Raw genomic sequence first — 17,197 nt, 5'->3', positions numbered from 1 at the left:
TTGGATTATTCCACCAGAGTTTTCAGCTGCGCGATCAGTCTGGCCGCGTGCTCCCGGGCACGCGCTTTTTGCTGGGCGATTTTGTCGGCATCCCGGTCGGCGTAGCTGATGCCGCAGGTATAAACTGGCGCCAGCAGCTCAAGATTGCACAGCCTGGCCGTGGTCTCGAAGGGGAGGAGGTACTCTTCAATGGCGTGGCCAAAGAAACCGTCAGTGGTGTAGAGCGCCTGCGGCGCACCGGTGGTGAAAGAGAGAAGCAGTTTTTTACCGCCCAGTTTCGCCGTTGAGCCATGCGCGAAGCCGTGAACAAAGACCTCGTCCAGCCATTGTTTCATTAACCCGGGCAGCCCATACCAGGAAAAAGGAAACTGCCAGACAATCACATCGGCCTTCAGCAGGCTTTCCTGCTCTGCGCTGATGTTGAATTTGCCGTCCGGATAGAGCCAGTCCAGACGACGGATTTCCGCGTCGGGCAGGGCGGTCTCTACCTCGTCGAGAATGGTGGCGTTGGCGATGGAATGGTTGAGATCCGGATGCCCGGAAACGATAAGGATATGAGGCCTTTCCATCGTTACTCCTGATGTTTAAATTCGGCAGAAAAGAGGTTTTCCCAGCTAATAAACGAGCCGAGTGGAATACACTCGAAGGTTAATAAACCCGCTTTTGCCAGCGGAAATTCGGCCATGACGTTATTCGCCTCTTCCACGGTGTCGCATTCGAGGAAAATAGCGACGCCGGGTCGGTCCTGACGGAAATAGATATCGCGGATAAAGCCAGACTTATACAGTCCCCAGGCATGCAGGGCTTCCGCGGTAAGGTGCGGCGCATAGTGTTCCAGCGTCGCGCCGGGCGCGGGAATATCCAGACATAAAATTCGCATCGTTGTCTCCGGAAAGTCGTTATCAGCGGGAAGAGACAAAAGTATACGGGCCCCTGGTGGCGAAGATTAGGCGGTCATTGACTTAAGAATATTTAGCCTGTACTTAATAATCAGGCGAGGTTGGCTTAAGGAGATGCTATGAATAACGCGCTTTATAATCAGATACGCATTTTTCAGAGCATTGCGCGCGAAGGCACTATCTCGGCCGCCGCAAGGAAATTAGAAATCACGCCGCCGTCGGTCAGCAATGCGCTCAAGCTGCTGGAAGAGCACATTGGTCATCCGCTTTTTGTGCGCACTACCCGGCGAATCGAGTTGACAGAAACCGGGCAACAGCTGCTGGAGCAGACTGCGGCGGCGGTGGAGGTTCTGGAAACATCGCTGGAGAGCCTCCGCGACCAGAATCAGGAACCCTCCGGAGCAGTGAGAATAACCCTCTCGCGCTTTGCCTACCTGCTTATTTTGAAACCGGCGATGGCGGCATTTTGTCAGCAATATCCGGGGATCCAGCTGGAAATATCGGTCTATGACGGTACCGTCAATATTATTGAAGAACGATTCGACCTGGGGATCCGCTTTGGCGATATTCTCGAAGGCGGAGTGGTCGCCCGCCCGTTAATGAAGCCGTTTCGGGAAGGGTTATATGCCTCCTCAGCCTATCTGGCCGAATATGGCGTGCCTGCGGTGCCCGCCGATCTCAACCATCACCGGCTGATTGGCTATCGCTTTATTACCAACAACCGCATCCTGCCGCTGATCCTCAATGATCACGGCGAGCAGCTCACCGTCGAGATGCCGGGGCAGTTAATCAGCAATGATATTGACGTCATGGCCGACGGTATCCGCCATGGACTGGGGATTGGCCGCTTGTTTGAACCCATCTGGCGGCTACAGCCCGATCGTGAACAGTTTCTACCGGTGATGGAGGACTACTGGAAAACCTATCCGCCGGTTTATCTCTATTACCCGAAAAACGCGGGCAGAACGAAAAGGGTGAAAGCCCTGATTGATTTTCTGATAGCGCATACCGCGGAATAGAGTCTATTTTGCGTGCGAAATGTCTGAAGGCACCGGCCCTGTCTTTCTCTCAGCCTTAACCCTATACTCCCTGCGGATAACGCGTTTTTATCGCGGTGCATTTTGCCGTGCAACGGCTCATCCCATCGTCAACGCGATGGACGGGGAATATCAATAAGGGAGAGGCAGCAATGGGCAGACGCTTCATGGTCTGTATTTTCGCGCTGGTGGCGTTTTCGGCCAGTGCAGCGCAGGGCGTTCACGGTGGCCATAACGGGCAGTCGGTAATAGCTGGCGCCGACGGCGGCAACGGTTCGAACGGCGGCGATAGCGATAATTCCTCGGGTCGGGCAGGGTGCCCGGGCGGCACCGATCCCGATAAGCACGGCCATTTTTACCTGCCCGGCACCCGCGAACCCTGCAATCCTGGCCCTCAGGATGCAGAGAAAGTCGGGTCTTCCCGCTAGCATTCAGCTCAGATCGTGCAGCGCTTTGTCTGATGGCGGGGAAAGCTGGATATCCTGAAACTCAACCGCCAGTCCCGCGCGCTCCGGTGAGCAGCACATGACGCCCGCTTTCACCGGGCCTGGCGGAAAGTAGCCGAGCCGCAGCAGCGGCCAGCGCTCGCCGTCGGTCGAATACTGCAGCCTTAACGCATCGCCCTTGCGGGTCAGCCGCAGCCAGAAGGTGCGCGGGTCGCCGGGAAAAAGCCCGGTGGCCCAGTCGGAGTGGGTTAGCGTCAGTACGCTGCCGATGGCCGGGGCATCGTCATTGAATTCAATCCCCGCCTTCAGCCAGGTCTGCTCGTCCGCCATCATCATTAGTCCAGCCTGGTCGTAAAGCGTGGTGAAATCGGCACATATTTTTGCCTGCAGGGTAAAATCACCTTCCACCTCAGTAGCATAAAGATGCCCAGAGAAACGCTCGAAGCCATACCAGGTATGGCGCCAGAAGTCGGTATGCTTATCGGTGACCACCGTCAGGCCGTCGGTATCGCGGCGCCACTCGGCAGGTTCATTGATCCAGTGAAAGGACGGCTGCATTTTTCCTCCGGGATACGCTTATAACAGCGACTGCAGTACGGGTGACGCCATGCTGGCCTCAAAGGGAATAATCTCGGTACGGGCGAGACCCAACTGCTGGAAGGGATCCTGACTCAGACGCGATTCCAGCATTTCCCGGCTGGCGCATTTCGCCAGAATCACCCCGCCGGTGCGGGGAAGGCGGCGGCCGGAGGCGAGAAAGAGGCCGTCAGCATAGCCTTTTTTGAGCCATTCGACGTGGGCGGGAATGGCGTCGTCCACCTCTTCGAGCGGTTTTATATACGTTAAAACAACCACATAAAGCGTACTCATCCTGAAAACCCTGTCAATCCGATGGGATCGCCAGCCTGACACATTTCGATGAGGGATAAAAGAAAGCGCGGTATTTTTCCGTGCTATTGCGCAAGGGAGGGCGTGTAGCCACTCAACGGAGGCTTATCGCAGGCGTGAAATAACACATATGTTTTTACGAATGTATATTGATCTTTATTGGTGGTTCCGTATGCTGTCCGTCACGCTTAAGGAGAAATCATGTCTTTGTTGCCCCTGCAACTGTTCAAAAACCTCGCCGATGAAACCCGGCTGGGGATCGTATTGCTGCTCAAGGCGCGTGGAGAGCTGTGTGTTTGCGATCTCTGTACGGCGCTCGCCCAGTCCCAGCCCAAGATCTCCCGCCATCTGGCGATGCTGCGGGAAAGCGGGCTGCTGCTGGATCGTAAACAGGGTAAATGGGTCCATTACCGCCTCTCTCCGCAGATGCCGGCCTGGGCGGCGCAGGTGATTGAGCAAGCCTGGCTCAGTCAGCAGGACGATGTGCGGATGATGGTTTGCAGACTGGCTGACGGGGCGGGTTGTCAGTAAAAATTTTATCTAAACATATCTGTTTTTTCGAATGTGATTGACGGGGGGAATCATGTTGCTGGCAGGCGCGATTTTTGTCCTGACCCTGGTGCTGGTGATCTGGCAGCCGCGGGGTTTAGGGATCGGCTGGAGCGCGGCCTTTGGCGCGGCGCTGGCGCTGGCCACCGGTGGAGTACAGTTAGCCGATATCCCGGTGGTGTGGCATATCGTCTGGAATGCGACCGCCACCTTTATCGCCGTTATCATTATCAGCCTGCTGCTTGATGAGTCTGGCTTTTTTGAATGGGCCGCGCTGCACGTTTCCCGCTGGGGAAGAGGGCGGGGTCGTCTGCTATTTACCTGGATTATCCTGCTCGGCGCCGCGGTGGCGGCGCTGTTTGCCAACGACGGCGCGGCGCTGATCCTCACCCCCATCGTGATTGCCATGCTGCGAGCGCTGGGATTCAGCAAGGGAACGATGCTGGCCTTTGTCATGGCCGCCGGATTTATTGCCGATACCGCCAGCCTGCCGCTGGTGGTGTCGAATCTGGTGAATATCGTTTCGGCAGATTTCTTTGCCATCGGCTTCAGGGAGTACGCTTCGGTGATGGTGACGGTCGATCTCGCGGCGATCCTCACCACCCTGGCGATGCTGCACCTGTTCTTTCGCCGGGATATCCCGCCGGCCTGGGATATGGCGTTACTGAAAGCGCCGGTCACGGCGATAAAAGATCCGGCGACGTTCCGCACCGGCTGGGGCGTGCTGCTGCTGTTGCTGGTCGGCTTTTTCGTTCTTGACCCGCTGGGGATCCCGGTCAGCGCCATCGCGGCGCCGGGAGCGGGGATCCTGTTTGCTGTCGCGAAGCGCGGGCGGGTGATTAACACCGGCAAGGTGCTGCGCGGCGCCCCGTGGCAGATCGTGATCTTCTCGCTGGGAATGTATCTGGTGGTGTATGGCCTGCGAAACGCCGGGTTAACGGATTATCTGACCACGGTGCTGAACATGCTGGCGGAGCGCGGGCTCTGGGCCGCGACGCTGGGCACCGGTATCCTGTCGGCCTTCCTCTCTTCAATAATGAATAATATGCCCAGCGTACTGGTCGGCGCCCTGTCGATTGATGGCAGCGCGGCAACAGGGACGATCAAAGAGGCCATGATTTATGCCAACGTCATCGGCTGCGATCTGGGGCCCAAGATCACGCCAATTGGTAGCCTGGCCACGCTGCTCTGGCTGCATGTGCTGGCGCAGAAGCACATCACCATCGGTTGGGGGTATTATTTCCGCTGCGGCATTACCATGACCCTGCCGGTGCTGCTTGTGACGCTGGCCGCGCTGGCGCTGCGTCTCTCCTTCAACCAGCCATGAGAACGTACTATGAGCATCACCATTTACCATAACCCTGACTGCGGCACCTCGCGTAATACCCTGGCGCTGATCCGCAACAGCGGCGCTGAGCCCACCATTATCTATTATCTGGAGACGCCGCCATCGCGCGATGAGCTGCGCCAGCTGATCGCCGCGATGGCGATCCCGGTACGTGCCCTGCTACGGAAAAACGTTGAACCCTACGACGCGCTGGGACTGGCGGAAGACCGGTTTACTGACGATCAGTTAATCGACTTTATGCTTCAGCATCCGATCCTGATTAACCGTCCGATCGTGACAACGCCGCGGGGCACCCGACTCTGCCGCCCGTCAGAGGTGGTGCTGGAGATCCTGACGGCGTCGCAAAAAGGCGCGTTCGTGAAGGAAGACGGTGAGCCAGTCATTGATGCCGCAGGGCAGCGTGTGAAATAACTCGCGAAAGGCGCCGGCTTTGACTCCCGGCTGCCTCACTTCCCCTCCCGTCATCCTCCGCGACAAACATCGTGGGCCAGGATAGTCCCTGATAGAGAAATATTGCCACTTAGCGTGGTTTCTACATCATTCCACCTGTTTTCCTTACTTTTTCTGTCGTTATCCTGGTAGCCGAACTGAGCCGCTATAGAACCTCGCCTTAGCGTTAACTTTCTGTTTTTTAATAAAAATAATCGGATTTTCTGCACTAATATAAAGTCAATGCTGTTTATCTTTTTATGAACGTTAAATCTGCAAAACTAGATGTTTGTCGACTTTTCATCTAAAAAGGGAAGGTAAGGGGCTGGACAAAACCATTGTGTGGTTATCAAATGGTTAAAAATGCTCGCGTTTGATGTTAATGCAAACAAATTATAAATCGTCAGCCCGCTTTATACGGTTAACTTGCGCTGCGGCGCACCTTACCTGGAGAATTTATGCATTCCTCTGTTAATAAAAACGAAAGCCGTACCTTTTTCGGCCATCCTTATCCGCTGGGCTCCCTGTTCTTCACCGAAATGTGGGAGCGCTTCTCGTTTTACGGCATCCGTCCCTTACTGATCCTGTTTATGGCGGCGACGGTGTACGACGGTGGGATGGGACTGGCGCGGGAGAACGCCTCGGCGATCGTCGGGATTTTTGCTGGCAGTATGTATCTGGCCGCGCTGCCGGGCGGCTGGCTGGCGGATAACTGGCTTGGCCAGCAGCGGGCCGTCTGGTACGGCTCTATCCTGATCGCCCTGGGGCACCTGTCGATCGCCCTGTCGGCATGGCTGGGCAACGACCTGTTCTTTATCGGTCTGATGTTTATCGTCCTGGGTTCCGGGTTGTTTAAAACCTGTATCTCAGTGATGGTCGGCACCCTGTATAAAAAAGGCGACGCGCGCCGCGACGGCGGTTTTTCGCTGTTCTACATGGGGATCAATATCGGCTCGTTTATCGCGCCCTTGATCTCCGGTTGGCTGATTAAATCCCATGGCTGGCACTGGGGCTTCGGCATCGGGGGGATCGGGATGCTGGTGGCGCTGGTCATTTTCCGCGTCTTTGCCGTGCCGTCGATGAAGCGCTATGACGCGGAGGTCGGCCTCGATTCCACCTGGAACAGCCCGGTGGCGAAAAAGAATGGCGTCGGAGCGTGGCTGCTGGCCCTGGCCCTGGGGGTGGCAGTGCTGGTCACGCTGATTAGCCTGGGCACGATCGTGATTAACCCGGTGGCGGTGGCCAGCGTGCTGGTCTATGTGATTGCCGCCTCCGTGGCGCTCTATTTCATCTGGCTGTTCGTCTTCGCTGGGCTGAACCGTAAAGAGCGGGCGCGCCTGCTGGTGTGCTTTATTTTGCTGGTCTCGGCGGCCTTTTTCTGGTCCGCGTTTGAACAGAAACCGACCTCCTTTAACCTGTTTGCTAACGACTACACCAACCGGATGATCGGCGACTTTGAGATCCCCGCGGTCTGGTTCCAGTCGATTAACGCCTTGTTTATCATTCTGCTCGCGCCGGTATTCAGCTGGGCGTGGCCTGCGCTGGCGCGTAAAAACGTGCGTCCGGGCAGTATGACCAAATTCGTGATTGGCATCCTGTGCGCAGCGGCGGGCTTTGGCCTGATGATGCTGGCGGCGCAGAACGTCCTGAGCAACGGCGGGGCCGGTGTGTCGCCGCTGTGGCTGGTGGGCAGCATCCTGATGCTGACGCTCGGTGAGCTGTGCCTGAGTCCGATTGGTCTGGCGACCATGACTCTGCTGGCGCCGGAGAGAATGCGCGGCCAGATGATGGGCCTGTGGTTCTGCGCCAGCGCGCTGGGTAACCTGGCGGCGGGCCTGATTGGCGGTCACGTGAAGGCCGATCAGCTGTCGCTGCTGCCGGACCTCTTCGCCCGCTGCTCCATCGCATTGCTGATCTGCGCCGCCGTGCTGGCCGTGCTGATTGTCCCGGTCCGCCGGATGCTGGAGAACAGTCGGTCCAGTGCCGGGCAAACATCCGTCAGCAACGCCTGACGCGATCCTCAGACCGGCCCTACGGGGCCGGCTTATTTTTGTACGAAACCCGCCTCAGCAGAACAAAATCCCTTTTTCAGAATGCGCGATGTCCCATAACGTGAGCGTGTTCTTTGAAATCACGTCACTTTCCGGTCCATAGTGTAGTCAGGTTTACTATGTGGTTAATATAAGGACACACCTATGCCAGCAGTCATTGATAAAGCATTGGATTTCATCGGTGGTATGAATACGTCTGAGCCAGTACCACAGTCTATGGATGAAAGTACCGCGAAGGGAATTCTCAAATATTTGAAAGAGCTGGGCGTGCCCGCCACCCCGGCCGACGTCGCTGAACGCGGGCAGCAGCAGGGCTGGAGCGCCGGGTTTACCGACAAAGTGGCGGATTGGGCTGAACGGATCGCCGCCGGCGAGCGGATGGTCATCAAGCATCCGGAATTCTTTTCCACCTATATGCAGGAGGAGCTGCGCGCCCTGGTGTAATCGCCGCGCATCCACCCCGCCTCTTCTGTTAAATGCCTTCCCCATCCGGGAAGGCATTCTTGCTGATGACAAACCTGTTTGGTTATTGTGCTCGCCTTTCTGCCGGGTGGCGGCTTTCGCCTTACCCGGCCTACAAAATACAGCAACATCAAAAAGTTATGCAGTTAGTTGCAGGCCCGCGCAAGCGCAGCGCCGCCGGGCAATCTCTGAAGATTGCACTTTGTCTGCAGTCTGAATGCCTTCCCCTCGGGGAAGGCATTTTTGTTACTGCCCGCGATAGCCGCCGCCCAGGGCTTTGATCAGGGTAATGTCGGTGCTTAGCCGCTGGGCCTCAATGTCCAGCAGCAACAGCTGATGGGCGAGGACCGCCCGGCGAGCTTCTTCGGCGGCGTAGCGGCTGAGCAGGCCGCGCTGATAATGGGCGCGAGCGCTGTCGGTAGTGGTCTGCGCCGCGGTGACCTTTAGCTGCTGCAGCGCGCGCTGTTGGTTCAGATCGTTAAGCTGGCTGGAGCTGATGGCGACATCGCGCACCGCGTCCAGCACCGCCTGGTTGTACTGTTTGAGCAGGATGTTGCTGGCGGTGCGCACCGACTGCAGATTAGCGTTCAGACGACCGCCGTCGAAGATTGGCAGATACAGCCCGGGCAGCAGGTTGATCTGCTGGAAAGAGGACTTAAACAGATCCCCGACGCTCAGGGCGTTATATCCCCAGAACGCTTTGATATCAAAATGAGGATAGAAGGCCGCTTTCGCCGCATCGACCTGGCTCAGGGAGGCAGTCACGTAGCCGCGCAGCGCCTGCAGGTCCGGACGGCGGGCCAGCAGCTCGAAAGAGAGCGACGATGGCAGCGTCTCCTGGAGCGCCGGCAGCGCCACCGGATGGATGGCCGGCATGCTTTGCGCATCGGCGCCGATCAGCGCCCGCAGGGTTTCACGATACTGGGTCAGCATCCCCTCGGCGCTAATGATCTGCTGGCGAGCGGCGAGCTGCTCAGCCCGGGCATTGGCCACATCCACACTGTCTTCCATGCCGCGTTGGGTCCGGTGCTCATGGGCCGCTACCGAGAATTGGGCAATACCCTCCAGCTCCTGCAGCAGCGCGATTTTCTGGAACGTCGCCTGCATGGCGAAATAGAGCTGCGCCACGCTGCTGGCGATGTCGAGCTCAATGCCGGCGGTTTCCGCCAGCCGGGCATTTTTCTCGCCAATGGCGGCGGCGACCCGGGCGCGATCGGCTCCCCAGAGATCGATATTCAGCTGCGCCCCGACGCCAACGGTATTCAGCGTATACCAGGGACCGTTCTTATCCACCGGCAGGGAGTACGAGTAGGGCCAGCTAAAGGATTTGTCGGTGATCCGCAGGCGGTTTTGCGCCGCGACGGCGGTGGCCTGCAGGCCCATCGCCGAGCGGGCGAGCTCCACCGTGGACTGCGACTGGGAGATACGCAGTCGGGCGGCCTGCATGGTCGGCGAGTTCTGCAGCGCCCGGTTGATCAACATGTTGAGCTGAGGATCATCATAGGCCTCCCACCAGCGGGCTGCCGGCCAGTCGCTGTTCGCCAGGTGGATCACCTGCGCCAGCTGGGCCTGCTGCGGATTGACGATGGCGACCTGGGAAGGCTCATCCTGGATCAGCGCGCAGCCGCTGAGCAGCGTCAGCGTCAGGGTAAAGAGAGTGACCCGCAATCGCGCGGGGAAAGGAAGCATCATCATGACGTTTTAGCCTGTTGCTCAGTCGCTAGCGGTGTCGGGCCCCAGTCGGGCAGGGCGGCCAGCGCGGTAGCCAGCGCCGGGCCAAAGGGGTTGCGGAGATCGGCGGCCAGCGTCCCGTCAGGCGCTGCCGCCTCCTGTTCGATACGTTCGGCGTAGTGCCGCAGCTGTTCGGCGCAGCGGGCCAGCGTCGGGTCTCCCGGCGCGGCGTTGAGCCGGTAGCCTTCGCTGAGGCGGGCGATCTCCTCGGCCTGGGCGAGGGTGGCGCGCATCGGCCAGCCTTTCGCCTGGGGCCAGGGATGGGCCCAGGTGCCCAGCGGTTCAGCGCGAACCCGATGGAGCAGCGCTTCGCTGTCGGTGAAGGCGACAAACAGGGGAGCCAGCGGCACCGCATCGTGCGGGGCGGCGAGGCAGTCCGCCAGCCGGCGATAGAGGCTGGCGAGGCGCGATTTCAGCTGCGGCGCTTCGCTGTCCGGCCAGAGATACAAATGGACAATGGAGGAGACCAGCACCCCGAGCAGGATGCCGAGCACCCGATCCCGCAGCTCGGTGAGGTTCGTCAGCGGGCCAAACCAGCTGAGGAAGGCCAGCGCAAAGGTGAAACCAATCTGGATCCCGGCGTAGGCGATACGCTCCGAGCCGGCGGCAATCCACGCCGCCAGCGCCAGCACCGGCAGAGACATCGCCAGCAGGCCCGACAGCGAATCGGTCCAGGGCTGAACAAAGACGATTAACAGCAGCGCCAGCAGGGTGGCGAGCAGCGCCCCGCCGATACGCAGCCATGTCTTTTGCATCGTGGCGCCCAGCCCGGGCTGGGCGACAATGACGCAGCTCAGCATAATGGTGTGCAGCCCTTGCCAGTCGGCAGCGGTATAGAAGACATAGCAGATTAGCGTCGCCAGCAGGGTCTTGAGCGCAAAATGGAGATAAGCCGGGTTGCGCCAGGCGTCCGGCGCCAGCAGGGGCGCCTTCTCCACCTCACCCTGCGGCAGGGCGACGGGCTCACCCTGCGCCAGCTGCTGCAGGAGGGTAGCCATCTCCTGCAGAACCGCGTGATTAATGCCACGACCGCTGAGCGCCAGGGGAGGAATGGCGCCGTCAAACTGTTCCTCGCTGAGGGCACTCTTCAGCTTCAGTACCGCCTGCGACAGCTGCTGGCGATCTTCGCTATCCGCCTCGTCTGCTTGCAGCAGCGCCGCCAGCTGATAGCAGCGCAGGGTGGCGGCCAGCCGCGAGCGCCAGGCCTGCGGTTCGGCGGCTATCTCCGGCGTGGCCCGGCTGGCCTGGGCGAACAGCGACTGCAGCTGGTTGAACTGCGCGGCGGTCTCGCCGAAGGTCGGTGGCGCTTCATCGCCAGGAGCCGTCAGCCGCCGGGCGACCTCGTGCAGCATCCCCGCCAGGCGCGCCTTAAACTGGTTGCCGGGAAAGGCCTGCTGAAAACAGGCGTTGACCAGCAAAGTGACGAGGATCGCGGTGTTAATCGCCACCCACAGCCAGAGCAGCAGCCGCACCAGGATCTCGCTCTGACTGGTCATTGACGGGAAGGTCTGAGCATAAATCACCGCCAGCGCCACCACGAAAAAAGCCAGTCCCAGCTTACCCAGCACCCGCATCAGGTAGATGGCGCAGAAAAAGAGCGCCACGGAGGCCGCCAGGCGGATCAGCGGGTAGTCATAGGTCCACTTGATGATCAGCAGCACGCCGCCGAGCGCCACGGTGACGGTAACAAAAAAGACCACGCTGACCAGCTTGATCATCAACACGTTAGGCTGACTGACGTAGAACACGACGATCAGCGCAACGGCCAGGAAGGGGATCTGCAGGGTCATAAACAGGGTGATGAGCACCGCGCAGCTCAGCGTCAGGCGCAGCGTGTAGCTGGCGCGTCCCGGCGCGTCGCGCAGCTCCTGGCGTAAAAAATGGGCGAGAGGAAACATCGCGTCCCCCGGCTACGGCTGCAGCACGGCGCTGGCCGAGGCGCCCATGCGGAACAGCGCCGGATCGGGATCGCTGACGGCGATTTTCACCGGGAAGCGCTGCGAGACGTGAACCCAGTTAATGCTTTTTTGGATCAGCGGCAGCCCTTCGATGACGCTCCCGCCTTCGGGCAGGACCCCGGAGCCGACCGAATCGACTACCCCGTTAAAGGTCCGGTTGTGGTTGGTCATCACGGTGATCCGCGCCGCCACGCCGGGGCGCACGTTGTTCAGATCGGTCTCGCGGAAGTTAGCGATCACATACCAGCGGTCGTCATCCAGCAGGGTAAAGACCGGCTTCAGCGCCGAGGCGTACTGGCCGACGGTGGTTTTCAGCGCCACCACCACGCCGTTGAAGGGCGCACGCACTTCGGTAAATTCCAGATGCAGTTCGGCGAGGGCGATTTGCGCCAGGATCCCGGCGCGTTGCGCCACCATGGCATCCACGCCGGTCACGGCCGCCGAGGCCTGTCTGGCCTGCAGCAGCGTGGCCTCCAGCTCCGCCCGCGCCGCTTTCTCAGCGGTGCGCGCCTGATCGAGATCTTCCTGGGAGGCAAACCCCTGCGGCACCAGCGGCTCAAGGCGGGTGCGCGTGGAGGTGGTCTGCTTGACCAGCGCTCTGGCGCGCTCGACGGCGGCCGCCACCGACTGGGCGTTATACTCCTGCGCTTTGATGGTGCGCTGGGTCAGCATGATCTGCGCGTCGAGGGTCGTCAGCCGCGCTTTCGCGTCATCGAGCATCGCCTGATAGGGACGGGGGTCGATGCGGAACAGCAGATCGCCTTTTTTCACCCGCTGGTTATCGCGAATGGGCATCTCCACGATGCGTCCGCTGACCTCGGGCACCACATCGATGGTATCGGCATAGACATAGGCGTCATTGGTCTCCGGCGAGGTTTGCAACTGCCAGATAACCAGGATCAGCGCCAGGATAGCGGCAAGGACCAGCGCCAGCAGAGGCCACTTTTTGCGTAACAGGGGAGTGCGGGAAGTTGTCATAAGCGATCAGTGAACAAAAAACAGAAACCACAGCAGCGTGGCGAACAGGAACATCAGCGCGACATAGCTGAAGACCAGAGGAGAAAAGCGCGGCTGCCAGCCTTTACGGGTAATCAGGATATGGCAGGGGATCAGTAAAAACGCACCGCCCAATAAGCAGAAAAACCAGCCGGGGAACGCGGCGCCCAATACCGGGATCGCGGGCGAAAGTGAGCAGCCAGAAAGCGGCAAGACGAGCAGTAACCGCGCCGGGCGGGCGATGGTGGCAATATGATTCAATAGAGCATCCCTGAGTGATCATACCAGTGTGTGATGAGTGTAATCGCCTCGTTGCGGGAATGAAAGTCAACGGATCGCCGACTGCGGGATCCTTACCCGATGGGAAAGCATGATGTGAGGCGCCAATTCCCACGCTTACGCGTAGTCAGCCGCGACGTGTAGGACTATGCTTAGCCTGAAACATAAAAAAAGAACGAGGCAATGTCATGGATAAGGAATTACTGGAAGCGGGCTACCGGGCCTACACCGGAGAGAAAATCGACGTCTACTTTAATACGGCGATCTGTCAGCATTCGGGGAACTGCGTGCGCGGCAGCGCGAAGCTTTTTAACCTGAAGCGTAAACCGTGGATTATCCCGGATGAAGTGGATGTGGCGACGGTGGTAAAAGTGATCGATACCTGCCCGAGCGGCGCCCTGCACTATCGTCATAAATAAGCGAGGAGAAGATGGAAATACTGGAAGGGCACAACAAGTTTTATGTTAACGACGCGCAGGGAAACCAGGTGGCGGAAATTGTTTTTGTTCCCACCGGGGAACACCTCAGTATTATCGAACATACCGATGTTGATCCCAGCCTGAAAGGCCAGGGCGTGGGGAAACAGCTGGTGGCGAAGGTGGTGGAAAAAATGCGCCAGGAGCAGCGGAAGATCATTCCTCTCTGCCCGTTTGCCAAACATGAATTCGATAACACCCGCGAATACGACGATATTCGCGCCTGACGTACCGGCACCGGTGCCAACCGGTGCGCTTTTCTCGCGCCATCAACGATCCGCCGGATCGCGCTGATGGGAAAAGCGGCGGATCAGATCCGGGAGATGCTCGCGCCGCATCGGCGGTGAAAACAGATAGCCCTGGAAACGGTCAATACCCAGCGATTTTAACTGCGTAAACTTCGCCAGCGAATCCACCCCTTCCGCCACGCAGCGGCTGCCGCTCAACTGGCAGTAGTAGGCCAGGCTTTTTATCAGCGCAAGCGCCTTCTGATCGTGCTGAGCGTCGTTGACGATACTCATATCCAGTTTATAGGCATTGAAGTGCAGGCGACGCGCCGGAAAGATGACGCTCCCCTGAGAAAAGCAGTCGTCCAGCATCACCCGCACGCCAGCACGTTGCAGTTCCTCCACCTGGGCGGTGGATCGGCTCTGACGGCGAAAATCGATGGTTTCAGCATATTCCAGCACCAGCCTTTCCACGCCCTCTGGCTGCCGGAGCTGCTGGCGAGCGGCTTCCACCATCCGCAGCAGGCTATCGCTGGCGGCGAGCGAGGAAGGAATATTGACCGAAAAATAGAAAGTACCCGGATGCTCATTAATATTCTGCACGGCCTCCTGCAGGACAAAGGCCGTGAGCAGCAGCCAGGCGTAGTCGGCGCGGAACTGCGGCAAAAAAGCCTGCGGATGGAGAACCTGGCCGCGGTGGCGCCAGCGGATCAGGATCTCCACCCCCTGTAGCTGTGAGCGACTATCGACGATAGGTTGAAAAACCGGGAAGACCTGGCGATCGTGGATCGCTTGTACCCATTCCTGTTCAAACGCCGACAGTGAGCTGGCGGATGAGCGCGGTAGCAGCGTACGCGGAAAGCGGGGGGCCAGATGCGGGTGATATTCCACCAGCTTTTTCACCCCGGCCAGCCGCTGGGTGTAGAGCGTTTTCTGGCTCAATCGGAGACGCCGGGCCTGCTCGCCTATCGTCTGCCCTTGCAGCAGGGCGAGGATCACTTTGAACTCGGCATGGCTCAATCCGGCGGCTCGTTTGTCGTTGAGCAGGGCGGCTTCACTGGCAAGCCGCTCAAGTCGCGGTGCGTTCTCCAGCCGATCGGCCAGCTCCGTGCAGGAGAGATCGGCGGGGGCGGTATGGACGTTGCGCAGACGATCCGGATGGCTCACCTGATAAAGCAGCGTTTGCCACAGCCAGATGGCCGGGCTGCGGCTCAGAATCAACATCGGTAACGGCTGCAAGGCCTGGTCGAGCAGCCTTGCCGCCTGGCGCAGCGTGGTGAGCATCCACAGGGGATCGTCAGGGAGAAACACCACGATCCGCGTCACGGCGGTCAGCTCCCGCAGGGACACGCCCTCGACCGGCAGCTCAACGGGCCGCTTCGCGGCGTTCACCATCAGCTGGCTCAACCCGCGGGCGGCCAGCGAGCAGGGTGAGAGGATATAGTCGGTCATCATTGATAGACAAAGGTGATGCCGATGATCGACTGCACGTTGCCGGCAGTGACCTGGCCTGTGGTCCGGGCATAGGTTGCCGTCAGACCGAGATTAACTGGCGAGGTACTGACGGTGCCCAGCGAGACCGTGCTGTTCGCCGGCACGGCGCTGCCGTTGCGGGTCAGCTGAACGCCTATCCCCTGCGCCGGCGAGGCGGAGGCGGTATTGGTGAAGATCGCGTTGGCGCTATCCGCGGTGGTGCCGGAGAGGTAATACCCCAGCTGCTGGCTTTGCGCGCAGTGCACGGTGAGCGGCACGGCCATCGATCCCGGGTAGTCGGGGAGGGTGACGGTGACATCGCGGGCGGAGACATCGCAGCCGCCGGTGGGGACCACCACGTCGTTGTTGGCGTAAATGTTCCAGATGAACTGGAAGGAGTCGCTATTATAGTTGTTGGTCTGATGCAGGATCAGCACCGCGATTAACGATCCTGCGGTGATCGCCACCCCACCGGCGGTGCTGACCGGCGTCAGATACAGGACGGTGGGCCAGGGCTTATCGGTCCGTGAATCGTAAACCACCCGCGCCGTTTCCGTGGTGGTCGGGAAGGGGTAAGAGGTGCCGTTATATTTCACGGTGCCGGAGAAACTCGACAGCACGCCGCCGTAGGCGGATCCGCGCTGCAGGGTGACGTAGTCAGTGATCGTTTCCGGATAGTCGTTATGGCAAAAAATCTGCGTGGAGAGGTCGACCACCAGGTTTTGCCCGACGTTAACCGCCGGTGTCAGATTTACGTAGACGTTGGCTGACCCGCCGCCGATGGGGATCGTCGCCCCGGTGGCCGTTTTGCAGGCAAAGGACCAGGCGTTCATCGACCAGCCCAACAGCAGCAGGGTGGTGAACAGGGGGATAATTTTTTTCATCATAATGCTCTCCTGGCTCAGGCGTAGGTATAGGTGACGTTAATCACCGCCTGAATGGTGCCTTGCGTGGCGCCGCCGTTGACGGACAGGGCTCTAACCTGCAGCGGGAAGCGAGCGGACTGGCTGGCCTCATCCACCTGTACCGACTGGCTGCTGCCATTGTTCAGCGTGGTGCCGTCCTCGCTCTGCAGTTCGAGCTGAATATTGCCCGCCGTTCCCTGGTTTTTGTAATAGCCGGTGCTGTCCGCCGTCCCGCTGAAGGTGGCCTTCACCCGTGAAGTACCCACGGGGCAGTTACTGAGATCCAGCGCCACGCTGTGCCAGGCCGATGCCGAGCCCGCGCCGATCAGGCTAAAGGTATAGAGATCGCCCAGCTCGACGGTGGCATTGACGGTGGAAACCGTGCAGGGTCTGGCCACCACCTTCCCGTTGACGGTGAGGGTGACGTCGGCCGCCCGCAGGGAAGCGCTCGCGGTTAACAGGCCGGCCAGCAGCCAGCCCACGTGGGTCCATTTCATTTCAGCCTCCGCTTACTGAAATTCCAGCGTGAATGTCGCTGTCGCATTGACATGCCCGGCGGTGACGGGCACCTGAGTGGCCATCAGACGGGCGTAAAAGTTGAGAATGTTGGTCTGGCCCGGCGTCAGCGTGGTCCAGGACATGGCTGACGACGGCGCATTGACCGGCAGCCGGGACTGCTGCTGATCGAGAATTTCCACCCCCATTCCCGCCGCCGCCGAGGCGCCGGCATCGAGTTTTAACAGGCTGGTGTTGACGCTGTCCGCCACGCCGGTGAAACCGACCTTCACCGCGGTGACGGAAGTGCCACAGGGCGACAGCACGATGCGGAACGGCACCGGCGGCGTCGTCGCCCCGACGGCATAAAACTGCTTCGCGGCGTTGTCCTGAAAATCGACGGTGAAATCCTTCGACTCGCCGGCCACTGCGCAGGCGTTGTCGCGCACATAGCCGCTGATGGTGATCGTGCTATCGGCAGCGAAGGCAAACGGCGTCACCAGGGTGAGCAGGGCGCCCAGCAGATACTGCAGTGTTTTCATCATGAT

General features: G+C 59.6%; 21 protein-coding genes. 9 read left to right on the top strand and 12 right to left on the bottom strand.

Going from position 1 to position 17,197, the window contains the following annotated elements:
• Nucleotides 1–5: 5 nt before the first annotated feature.
• Together SPE70_RS22035 and SPE70_RS22030 are read right to left on the bottom strand one after the other, a co-directional pair.
• Complete coding sequence (locus tag SPE70_RS22035; protein WP_023298192.1) at nt 6–569, bottom strand: NAD(P)H-dependent oxidoreductase; 564 nt, start codon at nt 567–569, stop codon at nt 6–8.
• 2 nt (nt 570–571) lie between these two features.
• A complete protein-coding gene (locus tag SPE70_RS22030) occupies nt 572–880 on the bottom strand; it encodes a superoxide dismutase (RefSeq protein ID WP_004151785.1) in 309 nt (102 codons plus the stop codon).
• 138 nt (nt 881–1,018) lie between these two features.
• Here SPE70_RS22030 and SPE70_RS22025 point away from each other — a divergent pair, with 138 nt between their 5' ends.
• Together SPE70_RS22025 and SPE70_RS22020 are read left to right on the top strand one after the other, a co-directional pair.
• Complete coding sequence (locus SPE70_RS22025; protein WP_012540606.1) at nt 1,019–1,918, top strand: LysR family transcriptional regulator; 900 nt, start codon at nt 1,019–1,021, stop codon at nt 1,916–1,918.
• A gap of 170 nt (nt 1,919–2,088) precedes the next feature.
• Nucleotides 2,089–2,364: a hypothetical protein gene (locus SPE70_RS22020; RefSeq protein ID WP_043876093.1), complete on the top strand. Its 276-nt coding sequence runs from the start codon at nt 2,089–2,091 to the stop codon at nt 2,362–2,364.
• A 3-nt stretch (nt 2,365–2,367) separates the two neighbouring features.
• Here the strand turns inward: SPE70_RS22020 and SPE70_RS22015 are convergent, their stop codons facing one another.
• Both SPE70_RS22015 and SPE70_RS22010 read right to left on the bottom strand, forming a co-directional pair.
• On the bottom strand, nt 2,368–2,940 hold the full coding sequence (locus SPE70_RS22015; RefSeq protein WP_023323252.1) for a DUF1349 domain-containing protein: 573 nt from the start codon (nt 2,938–2,940) through the stop codon (nt 2,368–2,370).
• A gap of 18 nt (nt 2,941–2,958) precedes the next feature.
• Nucleotides 2,959–3,252, bottom strand: a complete 294-nt coding sequence (locus SPE70_RS22010; RefSeq protein WP_008806398.1) for a YciI family protein — start codon at nt 3,250–3,252, stop codon at nt 2,959–2,961.
• 219 nt (nt 3,253–3,471) lie between these two features.
• On the opposite strand from SPE70_RS22010, the gene SPE70_RS22005 reads away from it, so the two are divergent.
• From SPE70_RS22005 to SPE70_RS21985, 5 genes are all read left to right on the top strand, one after another.
• The gene (locus SPE70_RS22005) at nt 3,472–3,801 is read left to right on the top strand and encodes a metalloregulator ArsR/SmtB family transcription factor (protein ID WP_008806397.1); all 330 of its coding nucleotides are present in this window, start codon (nt 3,472–3,474) and stop codon (nt 3,799–3,801) included.
• 52 nt (nt 3,802–3,853) lie between these two features.
• Nucleotides 3,854–5,146 carry an arsenic transporter gene (locus tag SPE70_RS22000; RefSeq protein ID WP_012967253.1) on the top strand — a complete coding sequence of 431 codons (1,293 nt, stop codon included), beginning with the start codon at nt 3,854–3,856 and terminating at the stop codon, nt 5,144–5,146.
• Between the two features lie 9 nt (nt 5,147–5,155).
• Nucleotides 5,156–5,578 carry a glutaredoxin-dependent arsenate reductase gene (gene arsC / locus SPE70_RS21995; RefSeq protein WP_008806395.1) on the top strand — a complete coding sequence of 141 codons (423 nt, stop codon included), beginning with the start codon at nt 5,156–5,158 and terminating at the stop codon, nt 5,576–5,578.
• 476 nt (nt 5,579–6,054) lie between these two features.
• On the top strand, nt 6,055–7,608 hold the full coding sequence (locus SPE70_RS21990) for a peptide MFS transporter (RefSeq protein ID WP_008806394.1): 1,554 nt from the start codon (nt 6,055–6,057) through the stop codon (nt 7,606–7,608).
• A gap of 183 nt (nt 7,609–7,791) precedes the next feature.
• On the top strand, nt 7,792–8,091 hold the full coding sequence (locus SPE70_RS21985; RefSeq protein WP_008806393.1) for a DUF1889 family protein: 300 nt from the start codon (nt 7,792–7,794) through the stop codon (nt 8,089–8,091).
• Nucleotides 8,092–8,355: 264 nt separating this feature from the next.
• Here the strand turns inward: SPE70_RS21985 and SPE70_RS21980 are convergent, their stop codons facing one another.
• From SPE70_RS21980 to SPE70_RS21965, 4 genes are read right to left on the bottom strand one after another with little or no spacing between them, the layout of a single operon-like run.
• Entirely contained in the window at nt 8,356–9,804 is a 1,449-nt protein-coding gene (locus tag SPE70_RS21980) for an MdtP family multidrug efflux transporter outer membrane subunit (RefSeq protein ID WP_064170013.1), read from the bottom strand.
• The gene (gene mdtO / locus SPE70_RS21975; protein WP_324726408.1) at nt 9,801–11,738 is read right to left on the bottom strand and encodes a multidrug efflux transporter permease subunit MdtO; all 1,938 of its coding nucleotides are present in this window, start codon (nt 11,736–11,738) and stop codon (nt 9,801–9,803) included. Before mdtO ends, SPE70_RS21980 begins: the two co-directional genes overlap by 4 nt.
• Before the next feature lie 12 nt (nt 11,739–11,750).
• Nucleotides 11,751–12,776, bottom strand: a complete 1,026-nt coding sequence (gene mdtN, locus SPE70_RS21970; RefSeq protein ID WP_008806390.1) for a multidrug transporter subunit MdtN — start codon at nt 12,774–12,776, stop codon at nt 11,751–11,753.
• A gap of 6 nt (nt 12,777–12,782) precedes the next feature.
• Entirely contained in the window at nt 12,783–13,055 is a 273-nt protein-coding gene (locus SPE70_RS21965) for a YtcA family lipoprotein (RefSeq protein ID WP_008806389.1), read from the bottom strand.
• 206 nt (nt 13,056–13,261) lie between these two features.
• On the opposite strand from SPE70_RS21965, the gene yjdI reads away from it, so the two are divergent.
• Together yjdI and SPE70_RS21955 are read left to right on the top strand one after the other, a co-directional pair.
• The gene (yjdI, locus tag SPE70_RS21960) at nt 13,262–13,492 is read left to right on the top strand and encodes a 4Fe-4S mono-cluster protein YjdI (RefSeq protein WP_012540613.1); all 231 of its coding nucleotides are present in this window, start codon (nt 13,262–13,264) and stop codon (nt 13,490–13,492) included.
• Between the two features lie 11 nt (nt 13,493–13,503).
• Nucleotides 13,504–13,776, top strand: a complete 273-nt coding sequence (locus SPE70_RS21955; RefSeq protein ID WP_002916201.1) for a GNAT family N-acetyltransferase — start codon at nt 13,504–13,506, stop codon at nt 13,774–13,776.
• Between the two features lie 42 nt (nt 13,777–13,818).
• On the opposite strand, the gene SPE70_RS21950 is transcribed toward SPE70_RS21955, so the two are convergent.
• The 4 genes from SPE70_RS21950 to SPE70_RS21935 are packed head-to-tail and all read right to left on the bottom strand — an operon-like array spanning nt 13,819 to nt 17,191.
• Nucleotides 13,819–15,231 carry a cyclic diguanylate phosphodiesterase gene (locus tag SPE70_RS21950; protein WP_012967256.1) on the bottom strand — a complete coding sequence of 471 codons (1,413 nt, stop codon included), beginning with the start codon at nt 15,229–15,231 and terminating at the stop codon, nt 13,819–13,821.
• Nucleotides 15,228–16,133, bottom strand: coding sequence for a fimbrial protein (locus tag SPE70_RS21945; RefSeq protein WP_012540615.1), 906 nt, complete (start codon nt 16,131–16,133; stop codon nt 15,228–15,230). Before SPE70_RS21945 ends, SPE70_RS21950 begins: the two co-directional genes overlap by 4 nt.
• 17 nt (nt 16,134–16,150) lie before the next feature.
• Complete coding sequence (locus SPE70_RS21940) at nt 16,151–16,636, bottom strand: type 1 fimbrial minor subunit FimG (protein WP_074194464.1); 486 nt, start codon at nt 16,634–16,636, stop codon at nt 16,151–16,153.
• A 27-nt stretch (nt 16,637–16,663) separates the two neighbouring features.
• On the bottom strand, nt 16,664–17,191 hold the full coding sequence (locus tag SPE70_RS21935) for a type 1 fimbrial adaptor subunit FimF (RefSeq protein ID WP_012540617.1): 528 nt from the start codon (nt 17,189–17,191) through the stop codon (nt 16,664–16,666).
• Nucleotides 17,192–17,197: the final 6 nt, after the last annotated feature.

Source organism: Klebsiella sp. ZJOU C1, assembly GCF_035620215.1.
In the GTDB taxonomy this organism is placed as follows: domain Bacteria; phylum Pseudomonadota; class Gammaproteobacteria; order Enterobacterales; family Enterobacteriaceae; genus Klebsiella; species Klebsiella variicola.
Note: the sequence above shows the minus strand (reverse complement) of the source record. Positions and strands in the feature narration are given on the sequence as shown.